This is a genomic window from Stenotrophomonas ginsengisoli (assembly GCF_001431485.1).
Lineage (GTDB): Bacteria > Pseudomonadota > Gammaproteobacteria > Xanthomonadales > Xanthomonadaceae > Stenotrophomonas > Stenotrophomonas ginsengisoli.
The window spans coordinates 18168-33180 of sequence record NZ_LDJM01000051.1 but is presented as its reverse complement, the minus strand read 5'-3'; the positions used below and the strand labels follow the sequence as shown (position 1 = coordinate 33180).

General features: G+C 65.3%; 14 protein-coding genes. 2 read left to right on the top strand and 12 right to left on the bottom strand.

The features are described 5' to 3' along the window. The 10 genes from ABB30_RS14845 to ABB30_RS14800 all read right to left on the bottom strand — a co-directional run. A partial coding sequence (locus ABB30_RS14845; RefSeq protein WP_057639086.1) for a VWA domain-containing protein occupies window positions 1-1379 on the bottom strand: 1379 nt, incomplete at its 3' end. Continuing rightward, entirely contained in the window at window positions 1376-2365 is a 990-nt protein-coding gene (locus ABB30_RS14840) for a VWA domain-containing protein (RefSeq protein ID WP_057639092.1), read from the bottom strand. The genes ABB30_RS14845 and ABB30_RS14840, both read right to left, overlap by 4 nt. Window positions 2366-2370: 5 nt before the next feature. Then, on the bottom strand, window positions 2371-2823 hold the full coding sequence (locus tag ABB30_RS14835) for a DUF4381 family protein (protein ID WP_057639085.1): 453 nt from the start codon (window positions 2821-2823) through the stop codon (window positions 2371-2373). Further along, window positions 2823-3734: a DUF58 domain-containing protein gene (locus ABB30_RS14830; RefSeq protein ID WP_057639084.1), complete on the bottom strand. Its 912-nt coding sequence runs from the start codon at window positions 3732-3734 to the stop codon at window positions 2823-2825. The genes ABB30_RS14835 and ABB30_RS14830 overlap by 1 nt, the downstream gene beginning before the upstream one ends. After that, the gene (locus ABB30_RS14825; protein WP_057639083.1) at window positions 3731-4738 is read right to left on the bottom strand and encodes an AAA family ATPase; all 1008 of its coding nucleotides are present in this window, start codon (window positions 4736-4738) and stop codon (window positions 3731-3733) included. The genes ABB30_RS14830 and ABB30_RS14825 overlap by 4 nt, the downstream gene beginning before the upstream one ends. Window positions 4739-4842: 104 nt before the next feature. Further along, window positions 4843-6699: a type IV pilus secretin PilQ gene (locus ABB30_RS14820; RefSeq protein ID WP_057639082.1), complete on the bottom strand. Its 1857-nt coding sequence runs from the start codon at window positions 6697-6699 to the stop codon at window positions 4843-4845. A 20-nt stretch (window positions 6700-6719) separates the two neighbouring features. Next, window positions 6720-7250 carry a pilus assembly protein PilP gene (locus ABB30_RS14815; RefSeq protein ID WP_425477416.1) on the bottom strand — a complete coding sequence of 177 codons (531 nt, stop codon included), beginning with the start codon at window positions 7248-7250 and terminating at the stop codon, window positions 6720-6722. Beyond that, window positions 7247-7903 carry a type IV pilus inner membrane component PilO gene (locus ABB30_RS14810; RefSeq protein WP_057639080.1) on the bottom strand — a complete coding sequence of 219 codons (657 nt, stop codon included), beginning with the start codon at window positions 7901-7903 and terminating at the stop codon, window positions 7247-7249. Before ABB30_RS14810 ends, ABB30_RS14815 begins: the two co-directional genes overlap by 4 nt. Then, window positions 7900-8694 carry a PilN domain-containing protein gene (locus ABB30_RS14805; RefSeq protein ID WP_057639079.1) on the bottom strand — a complete coding sequence of 265 codons (795 nt, stop codon included), beginning with the start codon at window positions 8692-8694 and terminating at the stop codon, window positions 7900-7902. The genes ABB30_RS14810 and ABB30_RS14805 overlap by 4 nt, the downstream gene beginning before the upstream one ends. Then, window positions 8694-9752, bottom strand: coding sequence for a pilus assembly protein PilM (locus tag ABB30_RS14800; RefSeq protein ID WP_057639078.1), 1059 nt, complete (start codon window positions 9750-9752; stop codon window positions 8694-8696). The genes ABB30_RS14805 and ABB30_RS14800 overlap by 1 nt, the downstream gene beginning before the upstream one ends. 216 nt (window positions 9753-9968) lie before the next feature. Here ABB30_RS14800 and ABB30_RS14795 point away from each other — a divergent pair, with 216 nt between their 5' ends. Next, on the top strand, window positions 9969-12386 hold the full coding sequence (locus ABB30_RS14795) for a penicillin-binding protein 1A (protein ID WP_057639077.1): 2418 nt from the start codon (window positions 9969-9971) through the stop codon (window positions 12384-12386). A gap of 86 nt (window positions 12387-12472) precedes the next feature. Beyond that, window positions 12473-13069 (top strand): hypothetical protein, encoded by a 597-nt coding sequence (locus ABB30_RS14790; protein ID WP_057639091.1) that lies wholly within the window; start codon window positions 12473-12475, stop codon window positions 13067-13069. Between the two features lie 119 nt (window positions 13070-13188). Here ABB30_RS14790 and ABB30_RS14785 read toward each other — a convergent pair whose 3' ends face one another. Both ABB30_RS14785 and ABB30_RS14780 read right to left on the bottom strand, forming a co-directional pair. Further along, window positions 13189-14463, bottom strand: a complete 1275-nt coding sequence (locus tag ABB30_RS14785; RefSeq protein ID WP_057639076.1) for a citrate synthase — start codon at window positions 14461-14463, stop codon at window positions 13189-13191. Window positions 14464-14765: 302 nt separating this feature from the next. Next, window positions 14766-15008 carry a type B 50S ribosomal protein L31 gene (locus ABB30_RS14780; RefSeq protein WP_057639075.1) on the bottom strand — a complete coding sequence of 81 codons (243 nt, stop codon included), beginning with the start codon at window positions 15006-15008 and terminating at the stop codon, window positions 14766-14768. Between the last annotated feature and the right edge of the window lie 5 nt (window positions 15009-15013).

Genomic DNA, 15013 nt, shown 5'->3' with positions numbered 1-15013 from the left:
TTTTCTCGACCCTGCTGGCCTTGCTGGCCTTGCTGGCCTTGCTGGCCTTGCTGGCCCTGCTGGCCCTGCTGGCCCTGCTGGCCCTGCTGGCCTTGCTGGCCTTGCTGGCCCTGCTGGCCTTGCTGGCGCTGCCGGCGCAGGGCAGCGGCCACACTGTCGCGGTTGGCACGGGCATCGGCAAACTGTGGTTGCCGGCCCAGCGCGGTGTCATAGGCAACCAGCGCCTGTTCCAGCTTGCCCTGGCGTGCCAGCGCATTGCCGCGGTTGTAATGCCCCTGGGCCGAGTCGTCAGCCGCAAAACCGGCTTCGGCCCGGGCATAGTCACCGGCACGGTAGGCGGTCACTGCCTCCACATTGCGCTGGTATTGGCGCTGGTCGGCACGCTGCCACCAGCTGTTGTCGGCAGCCTGCGCAGGCACAGGCAGCAACAACGGCATCAATACGATTGCCGCGATCATCCAGGCACCACGTTGCAAGGATGGCGCCAGCAACAGCAGCACCAACGGCAGCAACCAGAAACCATCATCGCGGCGGACGCCATCCACTTTTGCCGGGCGATCAGCGGCATCGGCCGGGCCGTTGCCAGCCACCGCATCAAGCAGGCCCAGAGCCTGCAGGTCACCACTGTCCAGGCTGATGGCCCGGGCGCGCCCGCCGCCGGCACTGGCAACGGCCTGCAGGCCGCCATCGACCTGCGCGCGCACCGCCAGCACCGATACCGGCCAGCCCTGGGCCCGGGCCTGGGCGGCGGCGCTGGCCGCGGCCGCATCGGCTGCACCGGCCAGCAGCAGGATCTGCCCATGGCCAATGCCGTTGTCCTGCAACAAGGCCGCCGAGCGGGCAATGGCCAGGTCCGCACGCTGCCCATCCTCGGGCATCACCGTGGGCGCCAGCGCATCCACATACAGGGCCAGGTTGGCACTGTCCTGGGTCAGCGGCACCACGGTGTAGGCATCGGCGGCATATACCACCAAGGCTGTCTCACCGTCGCTACGCGCCGCCAGCAGGGCCGACAGCTTGCTGCGCAGGCGCAGCAGCCGGGTCGGCGCCACATCGTCGCTGTACATTGCCGAAGACAGGTCCACCGCCAGCACCAGGGCATGACGGTTGCTGCCACTGGCCTGCGGCCCCACGCCCCAGCTTGGCCCGGCCAGGGCCACACAGGCCAGCAACAGGGCCAGCGGCAAACGCCAGCGGGCCAGGCCATCCGGCTTGCCGGCCAGCAACTGGCTGGGCAGCAGGTGCGCATCCACCACCTGCTCCCATTGCCGGCGCTCATCACCACGCCGCCATTGCCACCAGCACAGCAGCGGCAACAACAGCAGCAACCACAACAGCTGCGGGCGCAGGAATTCGGGCCAGAATGTCTGCAGGCTCATGTCCGCCTCCGTGCCAGCACCGCCAGGACCAACAGCAGCAGGCCGGCGCCCAGCCACGGCGGGTAGCGCTCGATGCGCAGGCGCTGCGGCATTGCGCTCACATCCACCGGCTCCAGTGCCTCGATCTGTGCATAGATACCGGCCAGTTCATCGCTGTTGCGGGCACGGAAAAACTGCCCGCCAGTGGTCTGCGCCAACTGGCGCAGCACCTCTTCATCCTGATTGTTGCCAGCAGCGGCACGCAGGCCGAACAGGCCGCGCCCGGCTTCGCCACCAAAGGCAATGGTGTAGACCCGAACCCGGTCATGGGCTGCCAGTTCGGCCGCCTTGCGCGGGTCGATCGCGCCGGCGGTATTGACCCCGTCGGTAAGCAGGATCAACACCCGCTGCCCGTGCAGCTGGTTGCGCAGGCGCTTGACCGCCAGGGCCACTGCATCGCCGATCGCCGTTTCCTGCCCGGCCAGGCCGACCATGGCATCAGCCAGCTGGGCCCGGACGCTGTCCAGGTCACGGGTGACCGGCGACATCACGTAGGCCTGCTGGCCGAACACAACCAAGCCAATCTGGTCGCCGGCACGACGGGACAGGAAATCATCCAGCACCGCCCGGGCCACGACGATGCGCTCGGCCGGGCGTCCGCCCAGACGCATGTCGGCCTCGGTCATGCTGCCGGAAAGATCCAGCGCCAGCATCATCTGACGCGCCTGCACCACCGGCTGCTGCGGCGGCCCCAGTGCCTGCGGACGGGCCAGCGCCACACACAGCAGGCACCAGGCCAGGACAAACAGGGCGTGGGCGATGCCGGCGTGGCCCAGCCACATGCCCTGGCGGGCCGGCAGCGCCAGTGCGCGCGGCACCCGCAACGCCGCCCCTTGCGCCTTGCGTGCCGGCAGCAGCAACAGCAGCAAAGGCAGCAGGCACAACCACAGCAGCCACGGCCAGGCAAACCCGGCCGGCCACCAGGCCAGCCCCGGATGGGCAAGCAGGCTGTTCACCGGCGCACCATCTGGGCAATGAACCGTCGGCGCGCCAGTGCGCAGGCCGCCGTGGCCTGTGCCGGGTCCAGCTCACGCTGGAAGCCCCCCTCCAGCAAGACGGCCAGGGCCTGTGCATCCACCGCCTCCATGTCCTGACGCAACCAGTGCTCCCAGTGCCCGGCATCCAGTGCCGCCAGGCGGGGGTCATGGTCCAGCGCGGCACGGCGCAGCAGCTCGCTGGCCTGCTGCACCTGCTGCAGGGGCGATGAGGCCTGTTGCATCATCTGGTCGAATTGACCAGCCCAGTACTGGCGCCGGCGCCACAGCAGCCCCTGCCAGCACAGCAGGCCGGCCAGCACACACAGCAGCAGCAATGCCAGCAGCCACCAGCCGGGCGCCGGCGGCCACCACGATGGCGACGGCGACAGCTGCACATCACGCAGTACCAGGGCTGCAAACAAGCACATCACGCGACCTCCGGCACCGGCTGCGGCAGCCAGGCATCGGCCGGCTCATCGGCCATCACGACATGGACCTTCAAGCGCGGCCCGGACAAGGCCTGCAAGGCCTGCAACGGCTGCTGGTACTGGGCCAGCCAGGCCTGACGCAGCGCCGGCCGGGAAAAATCCACCCGCTGCACCCCGTCATCCGCAGACAAGCGCAATGCCTGCCGTGGCGGTTCCAGTTCGAGCACATCAAACACCGACACCACATGCAGTTGCAGATGGCGGCTGCAGGCCTGCCAGACCGACGCCGGTACTGCAGCGGTACGCGCGATGTCTGCCACCAGTACCAGGGTACCGCCTCGACACAGACGTGCGGCCTGCTCCAGATGCACCGACAACGGCTGTGCCGGCAGCACCGGCGGTTGCCGGTAGGCCTGGAGCAGGCCCTGCAGCACGCGCATCACCGCGGCTTGGCCGGTGCCGGCCAGCAAGGGCGTGTTGCTGGCGCTGTCCAGCAACCCGACACGGTCGCCCTGGCCCATCGCCCACCACGCCGCCGCCGCCCCCACCCGCGCGGCCTGTACCGATTTGAACCGTTGCCGGGTACCGAAAAACTGCGCCGGATGTGGATCGGCCAACACCAGGCACATGCGTTCGCGCTCGGCATGGAAGCGCTTGGAATACAGCTGGCTGCTGCGGGCACTCACCCGCCAGTCAACATGCCGCGCTTCATCGCCGGGGGTATAGGGCCGCGAATCGGCATGGTCCATGCCGCGGCCGGCCAGGCGGCTGGCACGCTGGCCCGGTTGGGCCGAACGCAGCGGCCGCCGGTGCCGGGCACGCAGGCGCACATCGGTGGCCAGCGCCACCAGTTCGGCCAGACAGGGTTGCAGGCCATCGCCTGCACGCACTTGCCCATCGGCCACGCTCACGGCATCGGCACCCGGGCCAGCAGGGCCGCCACCAGCGCACCGCCATCAATGCCTTCGGCCTGGGCCTGGTAGCTGGGCAGCACACGGTGACGCAGCACATCCGGCGCCACTGCACGCACATCCTCGGGAATCAGGTAATCGCGTCCGGCCAGCCAGGCGCGGGCCCGGGCACACCGTTCCAGAGCGATGGTGCCACGCGGGCTGGCGCCCCAGGCGATCTGCCCGCGCATGGCCGGGTCGAAGCGCTCCGGCTCACGGCTGGCCAGCACCAGTTCGACGATGTAACGCTCCAGCGCCGGTGCCAAATGCAATCCAGCCACCTCCTGACGCGCCTGCATCAACAGGTCCAGGTCAATGCTGGCCTGGGGGTCATGCTTCAATGCCGCCCCGTCACCGCCACGTGCCTGCTGCAGGATGGCCAGCTCGGTGGCTGCATCGGGGTAACCGATGCGCACATGCATCAGGAACCGGTCCAGCTGCGCCTCGGGCAAGGCATAGGTGCCTTCCTGCTCGATCGGGTTCTGCGTGGCCATCACCAAAAACGGCGCCGGCAACGGCCAGCTGCGCCCGCCCACGCTGATCTGGCGTTCGGCCATCGCTTCGAGCAACGCCGACTGGACCTTGGCCGGGGCACGGTTGATTTCATCGGCCAGCACCACCGGATGGAACAGCGGCCCGGGCACAAACTCGAAACGCCCTTCGTTGGGACGCCAGATCTCGCTGCCGGTCAGATCGGCCGGCAACAGGTCCGGGGTGAACTGGATACGGGCAAACCCGGCCTGCAGGTGCACGGCCAGGGCGCGGATGGCCGTGGTCTTGGCCAGGCCCGGAGCGCCTTCCACCAACAAGTGGCCGTCAGCCAACAAGGCAATCAGCAAGCGCTCGACCAGGGTCTGCTGGCCAATCACCCGCTGCTGCAGGCACGCCGAAAGGGCAAGGAAGCGCTGGTGGACGTCAGAGGTGCCGGTGAGCGGCGCGATCGGGGGAGGCAGGTTTGATTCCATGCACACAGTGTGCATCAAAGCCGCGCAGTGATCATGTCCACCGGCCAACAATGCAACGGGCCGCACATGGCGGCCCGTTGCAGGTACAGCGTTGTGGCAATGGCTTACTTGGCCACGCGCAGGATCTTCGGGGTCACGAAGACCAGCAGCTCGGCCTTGTCCTTGTTACGACCACGCTTCTTGAACAGGTTGCCCAGGAACGGTACGTCACCCAGGAACGGCACCTTGGCCACACTGGAGCGGTCGGTGAACTCGTATACACCGCCGATGACCACGGTCTGGCCATCCTCCACCAGCACCGCGGTATTGATCTCGCGACGGTTGATCGACGGCACCTGACCATATTCCGGCAGATCAATGTAGCGATCCACCTCGTCCTTCTTGACGTTCATGTTCAGGAAGACGCGATTGTCACTGGTGATGGTCGGAGTGACCTTCAGCTCCAACAGCACTTCCTTGAACTGCACGTTCGGGGTGGCGGCGCCACCACCGGCACCACCGCCGGTGACGGTGACATAGCCGATTTCCTTGCCCTGCTTGATTACACCTTCACGCTGATTGGCGGTGACGATACGCGGATTGGAAATCACCTCACCACGCCCCTCTTCCTGCAGCGCACTGAGCTCCATGTCCAGGCTGAAGTTGGCACCGAGCAAGGTGTAAGCCAAGCCTGCAGCAGAGGTCGAGCTGGCCGGGATGGCGAAGTTCAACCCGCTGTTGGGACCAATGCCGTTGGCTATCGTGTCATTGGTACTGTTCAGACTGCCACCAATGGCTTGGGTCCGATCTCCCTGACGACGCCCCTGGACACCAAAACGAGCGCCCAGCTCGCGGGCAAAGGTGTCATTGGCAATGACGATACGGCCCTCGATCAGCACCTGATCAACCGGACGGTCAATCACGTCGATCAGCTCGCGCATCGCCGCGACCTTCTTCGGGATGTCGCTGATCATCAGGGTGTTGGTGCGGTCATCGGCGACCAGACGGCCACGCGGCGACAGGAAGCCATTGTCGGTCTGACCGCCACCACCCTCACCGCCGCCGCCACCGATGCCCTTGGCTTCGGTCAGGGCTTTGAAGATCTGCCCGGCGTTGTGGTAGTTGATCTGCACGTAGTCGGTGATCAGCCCTTCGCGGTTTTCAAGGGCGATGCGGGCATCTTCCTTGTCCTGCTCGAACTTGGCCAGCTCGGCCTGCGGTGCCACCCAGACCACGCCACCATCGCGGCGCTTGTCCAGGCCCTTGGCACGCAGGACGATGTCCATCGCCTGGTCCCACGGCACGTTGACCAGACGCAGGGTGACATTGCCCTGCACGGTGTCCGAGGCGACCACATTGAGGTTGGATTCCTCGGCGATCAGCTGCAGCACGGTGCGCACCGGCACGTCCTGGAAGTTGAACGTCACCGGACGGCCACTGTAACCACGTGCCGCCACGGTCGAGGCGGCCTGGGCCACGGTTGCCGCGGTCACCGAACCGGTGGCCACTTCACCGGCACGCGGGGCGATTTCCACCACGTACTGGCTGCCGGTCTGCCATGCCAGCGAATCCACATCGCCGCGGGTCGCCAGCACCAGCTGGGTGCCGCTGCCGGACGGACGCGCCTCGATGCTCTGCACCGGAGTGGCGAAATCTTCCACGTTCAGGCCACGCTGCAGCTCCGGCGGCAGCTGGGCATTGCCGATATCCACCACCACCTGGCCATTGCTGCTGCGCAGGTCGGCCACCGCACCATCACGGTCGAACTGCAGCACCAGACGGCCGCTGCCGTCGGTGCCACGGTTGAAATCAACCTTGGTCACGGCCAGTGACGCCGGTGCCTGCAACTCAACGCTGGCCGGCAACTCGCTGGCTGCCCAAGCGGTGCCGTGCGCGGCGGCCAATGCGATCCCCAACGCACCGGCGCGCAGCAAAGACGAGCGCCGGGAGGGACGCAGGCTCTGGGCTTTGATAAAAGTCATCGTGCTATCCCCTACTGAATTCAATGATCATCAAGAGCGATGGAAGCCGGACGTTCGAGCCAGCCGCCTGCGCCATCGGGCACCAGTTCGACCAGCTCGATGCGATCCTCGTGCACCGAGGTCACCCGGCCGTCGCTCTGGCCCATGTACATCCCCGGACGGACGCGATAGGTCACCTTGTCCGGGCCCAGCACCAGTGCCACCAGGCCACCGCCCGCACCGATGCTGCCGACCATGTTCAGGCCGTCCAGCGGGAAGGATTCCATCGGCTCCTTGCGCCGGTTCGGATCAGGACGCAGGCCGCCATTGCCGGCCTCGCTGATCCAACGATCGGAGAACGGATCACGCAGGTTCTGTGCCGAATACTCGAAGGATTCGAACTGCTGCATCACCGGCAGCGGATCCAGCGGCGGTGCAGGACGGGCCCGTACTTCCTCGATCCAGCTGTTGAGATTGGGTGCATCACCCGGCGTGCTGCTGATCGTGCGGCCACAACCGCTGAGCAGACAGACTGCGACCACACCCAGAATGGATGCCTTGAGCATGCTCACTTGGCCCCCTTGGCCTGGTCGGCCGGCTGCTGGTTCTCCATCTCTTGCTCGTCCAGGTAACGGTAGGTCTTGACCGTGCCGTCCAGTACCAGTGCACCGTTGCGGCTGATCACGCCGCCGCGCTCGTGCGGCTTGAGGTTGATGTCGTGCATGGTCAGGATGACCACGCGCGGCAACGAAGCCACCCCGCTGACGAAGGCACCGAACTGGTGGTAGCTGCCCACCATGCGTAGCTTGATCGGCTTTTCGGCATAGAACTCACGCGGCACTTCCACACCAGGCTGGAACAGCTCGTTGTTCAAACCACTGGACAGCGCGGTCTGGGACACGTCGATGATCAGGTCCGGCATTTCGGTCTTGCTGGGCAGCTGGCGCAGCATCTGCTGCAGCACCTGCTCCATCTGGGCCAGCTGCTGCTTGAGCGGCTCCAGGTTGACCGCACGCCCCTGCTCCTTCTCGAAAGCAGTGCGCAGTTCGACTTCCTTGCGCTCCAGGCCAGCCAGCTCTTCCTGCTGGCCACGGAACACCAGCAGATAGCCCATCAGCACGATGAAAAGGGCCAACAGCACGCAGAACACGATCTTGGCCTTCTGCGGCCAGTTGCCGATGTTGTTGAAGTCCAGCTCGTTGATGTTGAATTTCTTCTGGCTCACGAGGCAGCTCCGCTGTTGGCAGGTGCAGTGACCGGCTTGGCCGGCGTGGCCGCATCGGCCGGTGCTGCCGGAGTGGCTGCATCAGCGGACGGGGCATCAGCGGCAGGCGCAGCATCCGGGGCGGCACTGCTGGCGTCATTGACTGCGCCGGCATTGGTCTGGACGGTCTGCTCGACCATGCCAGCCTCGGCCAGACGCTCGGCATCGACCTCGTCACTGCTCGGGCTGGGCAGGTTCACCTTCAGCTCGAACATGTAAGGCAGGGCCTTGACGTCCATCGCTGCCGTGCCCTGTGCACGTTCCTGGGCCTTGGCCTCGATGATGCTCAGCTCCGGATTGCTCATCCAGCCCGAGCTTTCCAGATTGCGCATGTAGGTGGAGACGCGGGCATTGGACTGGGTACGGCCGGAAAGGGTCAGGATGTCCCCTTCCTGCTTGATTCCGGTCAGCACCACACCATCAGGGATGGTGCGCACCAGCGAATCGAACAGATGGACCATCTGCGAACGCTTGGCCTGCAGCTCCTCGATCACCGCCTTGCGCGCCAGCAGTCGGTCACGCTGGGCATCGAGACGATCGATTTCCTCGTTCTGCTTCTTGACCTCGGCAATCTTCTGATCGAGGAAACCATTGCGCTCGTGCTGACCGGAAATCTGCCCGTTGTAATAGGACCAGATCAGGCCGGTGAGCAGCACGCCACCGATGGCGGCACCGCCGAGCATGGTGTAGAACTCGCGCTGGCGCTGCTTGCGCCGCTCGATACGCCAGGGAAGTAGGTTGATGCGTGCCATCAGTCAAAGCTCCTCAACGCCAGACCGGTGGCGATCATCAGTGCCGGGGCATCCTGGTTGAGCGCATGGGCCTGGACCTTCGGCCCCAGGGTCATCTGGGCCAGCGGGTTGGCCACGATCGTCGGCACCCCCAGCTGTTCCTCGACCATGGCCGGCAGACCCGGCAACACGGCACAACCGCCAGCCAGCACGATGTGGTCGACACGGTTGAACTCACTGCCGGCATAGAAGAACTGCAGCAGACGGCTGATCTGCTGGACAGTGGCTTCCTTGAACGGCTCCAGCACTTCGACCTCGTAGGTCTCCGGCAGACCGCCCTGGCGCTTGGCCAGGCCTGCCTCCTCGTAGGACAGGCCGTAACGGCGCATGACCTCGTCGGTCAACTGCTTGCCGCCGAACACCTGCTCGCGCGAATAGATACTGCGGCCACCACGCAACACGCTCAGCGTGGTCATGGTTGCACCGATGTCCACCAGGGCAATCACCCCGTCCGGCGTCACCGGCAGCTCACTGGCGACCAGGGCGAAGGCGTTTTCGACCGCAAAGGCCTCCACGTCCATCACCTTGGCGGTCAGCCCGGCCAGTTCCAGCGCACTGGAACGCAGCTCGACATTCTCCGAACGCGAAGCGGCCAGCAGCACCTGGACCATGTCCGGGCTGTTGGGCATGGCGCCGAGGACTTCGAAATCCAGGCTGACTTCGTCGATCGGATACGGAATGTAATTGACCGCTTCCAATTCGACCTGGGCTTCCATTTCGTGCTCGTCCAGATCGGCCGGCATCGGGATGATCTTGGTGATCACCGCCGAACCGGCCACGGCAGCTGCCGCGTGCTTGGCCTTGGAGCCAGAACGGGTCAGCGCACGACGAATGGCTTCGCCCACGGCCTCTACTTCAACAATGTTCTTTTCAACCACAGCGTTGGGCGGTAACGGCTCAACTGCGTAGTGATCCACACGAAAACGGTTGCCATTGCGGCTCAGCTGCAACAGCTTGACCGCAGTGGAACTGATGTCGACGCCGAGCAGCGGCGACTGACTTTTCGGGATAAGCCCCACGGATTCTCCCCTGCCGACGGGCACTTGGACGCAACACTTGCGTCCGCGCATTAATAACGAAGTTTTTGCATTTGGCAACAACCTTCTGTCCAAGTTGCGTGAGCGGTCACGCCTGACAACCTGGGCTCCCCGAGTCGCTGGCGGCCCAAACCCCGTGAAGGCCGCCCCTAATCTATACTCTGTGGCTTGCTAATTCGCAAATCGGATGTGCCCGTGATGGTCAGTTTTCGCCGCATCTTGCGCTGGTTCGTGCTGCTCTGCCTGGTGGCCGGCGTGGTCGCGGCCATAGCGCTTGCAGCCTTGTACACCAAGGTTTCCGCCGAGCTTCCCGAGGTCCAGAGCCTGCGCGAAATCCAGCTCCAGGAACCCATGTACGTATATGACCGCCAAGGTCAGCTGATGGCGGTGTTTGGCGAGTCACGGCGCAACCCAGTGCGCATCGAAGAGGTACCCGAACGGCTCAAACAGGCCTTCCTGGCTACCGAGGACGCCCGCTTCTACGAGCATGGCGGGGTCGACTACAAAGGCATCGGCCGGGCCGTCTGGTTGCTGGCCACCACCGACAACAAGCGCGTGCCGGGCGGCTCGACCATCACCCAGCAGGTGGCACGCCAGTTCTACCTGAGCAGCGAGTACAGCTACACCCGCAAGTTCGCCGAGATCCTGCTGGCGCGCAAGATCGAGTCGGAACTGAGCAAGGACGAGATCTTCGAGCTGTACTTGAACAAGAGCTTCTTCGGCAACCGCGCCTATGGCGTGGCCGCGGCAGCGCACTACTACTACGGCAAGCAGCTGGCCGAACTGGACCTGGATGAAATGGCCTCGCTGGCCGCCATTCCCAAGTTCCCGTCAGCTGCCAACCCGATTTCCAACCCGACCCGCGCCCGCGAACGCCGTGACCACTATGTGCTGCCGCGCATGGCCGAGCTGGGTTTTGTCAGCCAGGCCGAGGCCAAGGCCGCCATGTCCGTGCCGATGCACGCCACCCCGCACGAGCCCCAGGTCCAGGTCGAAGCCCCGTATGTGGCCGAGATGGTGCGCCAGGAGATGGTCACCCGCTACGGCGATGACGTCCTCAACCAGGGCTACAAGGTCTACACCACCCTGGACGGCACCCTGCAGGCGGCCGCCAACAAGGCGGTACGCGACGGCCTGCACCTGTATGACCACCGCCACGGTTGGCACGGGGTGGAAAAAAAGGTGGAGCTGGCCACTGGTGCCGATCCTGCGACCATCGCCCGTGAACTTGCCGGCATCAGCGCACAGGCCAGCCTGCTTCCTGCCGTAATCAGCACCGTCCACAGCGACGGCCGCGCCGAAGCGGTACTGGCCGATGCGCGGGTGATCACCCTGGACGCCGCCTCCAGCCGCTGGACCAACCGCACCCCGGCCCGCCTGGTCGCACGCGGCGACATCGTGCGTGTGCGCGCTGGCGACAAGGAAGGCAGTTGGCTGCTGGACCAGGTGCCGCGCGGCCAGTCCGCCCTGGTATCACTGGAAGCCGATACCGGCGCCTTGCGCGCCTTGGTCGGCGGTTACAGCTTTGCCGGCAACAAGTTCAACCGCGCCACCCAGGCCCGTCGCCAGCCCGGCTCCAGCTTCAAGCCGTTCGTGTATGCGGCCGCCTTTGACAAGGGCTTCAACCCCGGTTCGATCGTGCTTGATGCGCCGGTGGTGTTCCGCCAGCGCAATGGCAAGACGTGGCAGCCGCAGAACGACGGCGGCGGCTTCCGCGGCCCGATGCGCCTGCGCGAGGCACTGGTGCAGTCGCGCAACCTGGTCAGCGTGCGCATGCTGGACACCATCGGCGTGGATTTTGCCCGCCGCTACATCAGCGAGTTCGGCTTCGGCCTGGACGAACTGCCACCCAACCTGTCCATGTCCCTGGGCACCGCCTCGCTCACCCCGCTGTCGGTGACCCGTGGCTATGCCGCCTTCGCCAACGGTGGCTCGCGCATCGAGCCGTGGTTCATTGACCGGATCGTGGACCGCAACGAGCAGCAGATCTTCCAGCACACCCCGCTGGTCGCCTGCCGCGGTTGTGGCGGCGCCAGTGGCACCACCAGCGCACCGGTCAGCCAGGTGGTGGATGGCTTCAATTTCGGCGCCGAACCGGCACCGGCACCGGCAACCAGCAACACCAGCACGCCCGCCACGCCGGCACCGGTGGCCAACGCCCAGACCGCACCGCGCGCCATCGATGAGCGCACCGCCTGGCAGCTGCAGTCGATGATGCGCGACGTGGTCAGCCGCGGTACCGCCACTGCGGCCAAGGTCTTGAACCGGGCTGACGTAGGCGGCAAGACCGGCTCGACCAACGATCATCGCGACGCCTGGTTCGCCGGCTTCGGCGGCCCCCTGGCCACCGTGGTCTGGGTCGGCCGCGATGACTTCAGCTCGCTGGGCTATCGCGAATATGGCGGCCGCGCTTCGCTGCCGATCTGGATCGACTACATGCGCGTGGCGCTGAAGGACACCCCACTGAATATGCCCGACCCGCCGTCCGGCATGGTCCAGACCGTGGTCAATGGCGCCACCGAATGGGTCAAGGTCGAGGACATGGACCGCCTGCAGGAGCAGGATTTCTTCAGCGATACCGCCGCGCCGGACGACAGCGCGTTCGATATCTTCTGAGTTTGAAGGGGCCGGCCATGCCGGCCCTTTTTCATCCCGGGCCGGCCTGCCGGCCCGGGACCATCCGCCCCGCCAGCAGCATCGCCATGCCCAGCCCACCCCGCCTGCGCCGACACGCCGCCGAACTGGCCGCCCGCCACATTCGCGAGGGCGGCATGGACATGCGCAGCGCACGCAACAAGGCGGCCACGCAGCTCGGCCTGAGCCTGCGCGAGGGCCACCCGGACCTGCCGACCCGCAGCGAGATCGAACAGGCCCTGGCCAGCCAGTTGAGCCTGTTCGCCCACCCCGACCGACCCCTGCACCTGCTGCACAAGCGCCAGGCGGCGCTGGAAGCAATGCAGTTCCTGCACGCCTTCAGCCCGCGCCTGAGCGGCGCCGTGCTCGATGGCAGCGCCCAGGCCCATGATCCGGTGATCGTGCACCTGCATACCGATACCCCGGAAGCCCCCGGCCTGTTCCTGCACGAGCACCACTTGCCCGCCCAGCAGGATGCCGGCCAGCTGCAGCTGGTCGATGGCAGCGTGCAGCAGACGCCGTGCTGGACCCTGCAGGTGGACGGCATCACCTTCCAGCTCTGGGTGCTGCCCATGCACGCCTTGCGCAGCCCGCCAGCCAATCCGATCGATGGCAGCGCCCTGCCCCGCGCCAGCGCCTCCCAGCTGCAGCAACTTATCAATTGAGCCCTGCCGGCACATACCAGGCCAGTGCCCTGCTGCCGTGTCACAGACAGCAAAAAGCCCCGCTTGCGCGGGGCTTTTTGCTGCCACATCAGTTCATGCAAGGCCCGCAGGCCGCTGCATTACTTGACGTCGCGGACCGGCGAGCCGGTGTAGACCTGACGCGGACGGCCGATCTTCATTTCCGGATCGACCTGCTGCTCCAGCCAATGCGAGACCCAGCCGGAGGTACGGCCCAGGGCGAACATCACGGTGAACAGTTCGGTCGGAATGTTCAGCGCCTTGTAGATGATGCCGCTGTAGAAGTCGACGTTCGGGTACAGCTTGCGGGCAACGAAGTATTCGTCGTTCAGCGCAGCCTGCTCCAGCTTGACGGCAACGTCGAGCAGCGGGTCCTGGATACCCAGCTGGTCCAGCACCTTCTTGGTCATCACGCCGATGACCTTGGCGCGCGGATCGAAGTTCTTGTAGACGCGGTGACCGAAGCCCATCAGACGGAAGCCGGAGGTCTTGTCCTTGGCCTTGAGCACGGCGGACTCGACATTGTCGGCAGTGCCGATTTCTTCCAGCATCTTCAGAACGGCTTCGTTGGCGCCGCCGTGAGCCGGACCCCACAGGGCGGTCACACCAGCGGCAACCGAAGCGTACGGGTTGGCACCGGTCGAACCGACCAGACGCACGGTCGAGGTCGAGGCATTCTGCTCGTGGTCGGCGTGCAGGATGAACAGCAGGTCCAGCGCCTTGACCACGTCAGCATTGATTTCGTACTGGCCGTCGGCCGATTCGAAGGTCTGCTTCAGGAAGCGGGCCACGTAGCCCAGCGACAGGTCCGGGCTGTTGGCCGGCAGGCCCTTGCCGTGACGGTAGATCAGGGCCGACAGGGTCGGCACCTTGGCGATCAGGCGGATGGCTGCCTGACGGCGCTGGCCTTCATCGGCCAGGTTCAGGGTGTTGTGGTACTTGGCCGACAGCTGCGCAATGGCGGCGGCCAGGATGGCCATCGGGTGCGCGTCCTTGTCGAACGAAGCGATCAGGGCATTGATCGAGGCATCGACAGTGGCTTCAGCAGTCAGTTCGGCCTCGAAGGCAGCCAGCTGCTCGGCAGTCGGCAGGTCGCCGTTGATCAGGGCATAGGCCACTTCAACGTAGGTCGACTTTTCCGACAGCTGTTCGATCGGGTAGCCACGGTACAACAGGACGCCATTGTCACCATCGATATAGGTGATGGCCGACTTGCAGCTGGCGGTAGCGGTGTAACCGGAGTCGTAGGTGAAAAGACCGGTTTCCTTGGTCAGCTTGGAAATTTCGACGCAATCGTTGCCAAGGGTCGGCTTGATGACAGGCAGAACAACCGACTTGTCGCCGGCGTTGAGCGTGACCTGATTGATCTCGGACACGGGGTCGCTCCTTTATAGGAAGTCGCCGCCCTCGACGCGGGGGTGTGGGCAGCATCGGAAAATAGAGTCCGCCGACTCTGCCAGCGGATTTCATCATTATCGCACAGCCAATCCGGGCCGGTAAGAAAGCAGGTACGGCTGTGACTAAAGACGTAGCCCCTTGCTTCAGCGCACGTTGCCGATACATGCAGGCCATGCCTGGCATAGGCATGGCGGATACAGGCCATGACCGCCATGCCGGAAACGACAACGGCCACCTTTGCAGGTGGCCGTTGTTGGCGTCGCGTGCGACGTTCGCAGAATTAGCGCGCGTAGCGCTTCTGGAACTTGTCGATGCGGCCGCTGGTGTCGATGACCTTGTGCTTACCGGTGTAGAACGGGTGGGAAGCAGAGGAAATTTCAACCTTGATCAGCGGATACTCTTCGCCGTCTTCCCACTTGATGGTTTCCTTGGAAGCCATGGTCGAACGGGTCAGGATCTTGAAATCAGAGGTCACGTCGTGGAAAACGACGGCGCGGTAGTTCGGATGGATATCGGCCTTCATGGGCT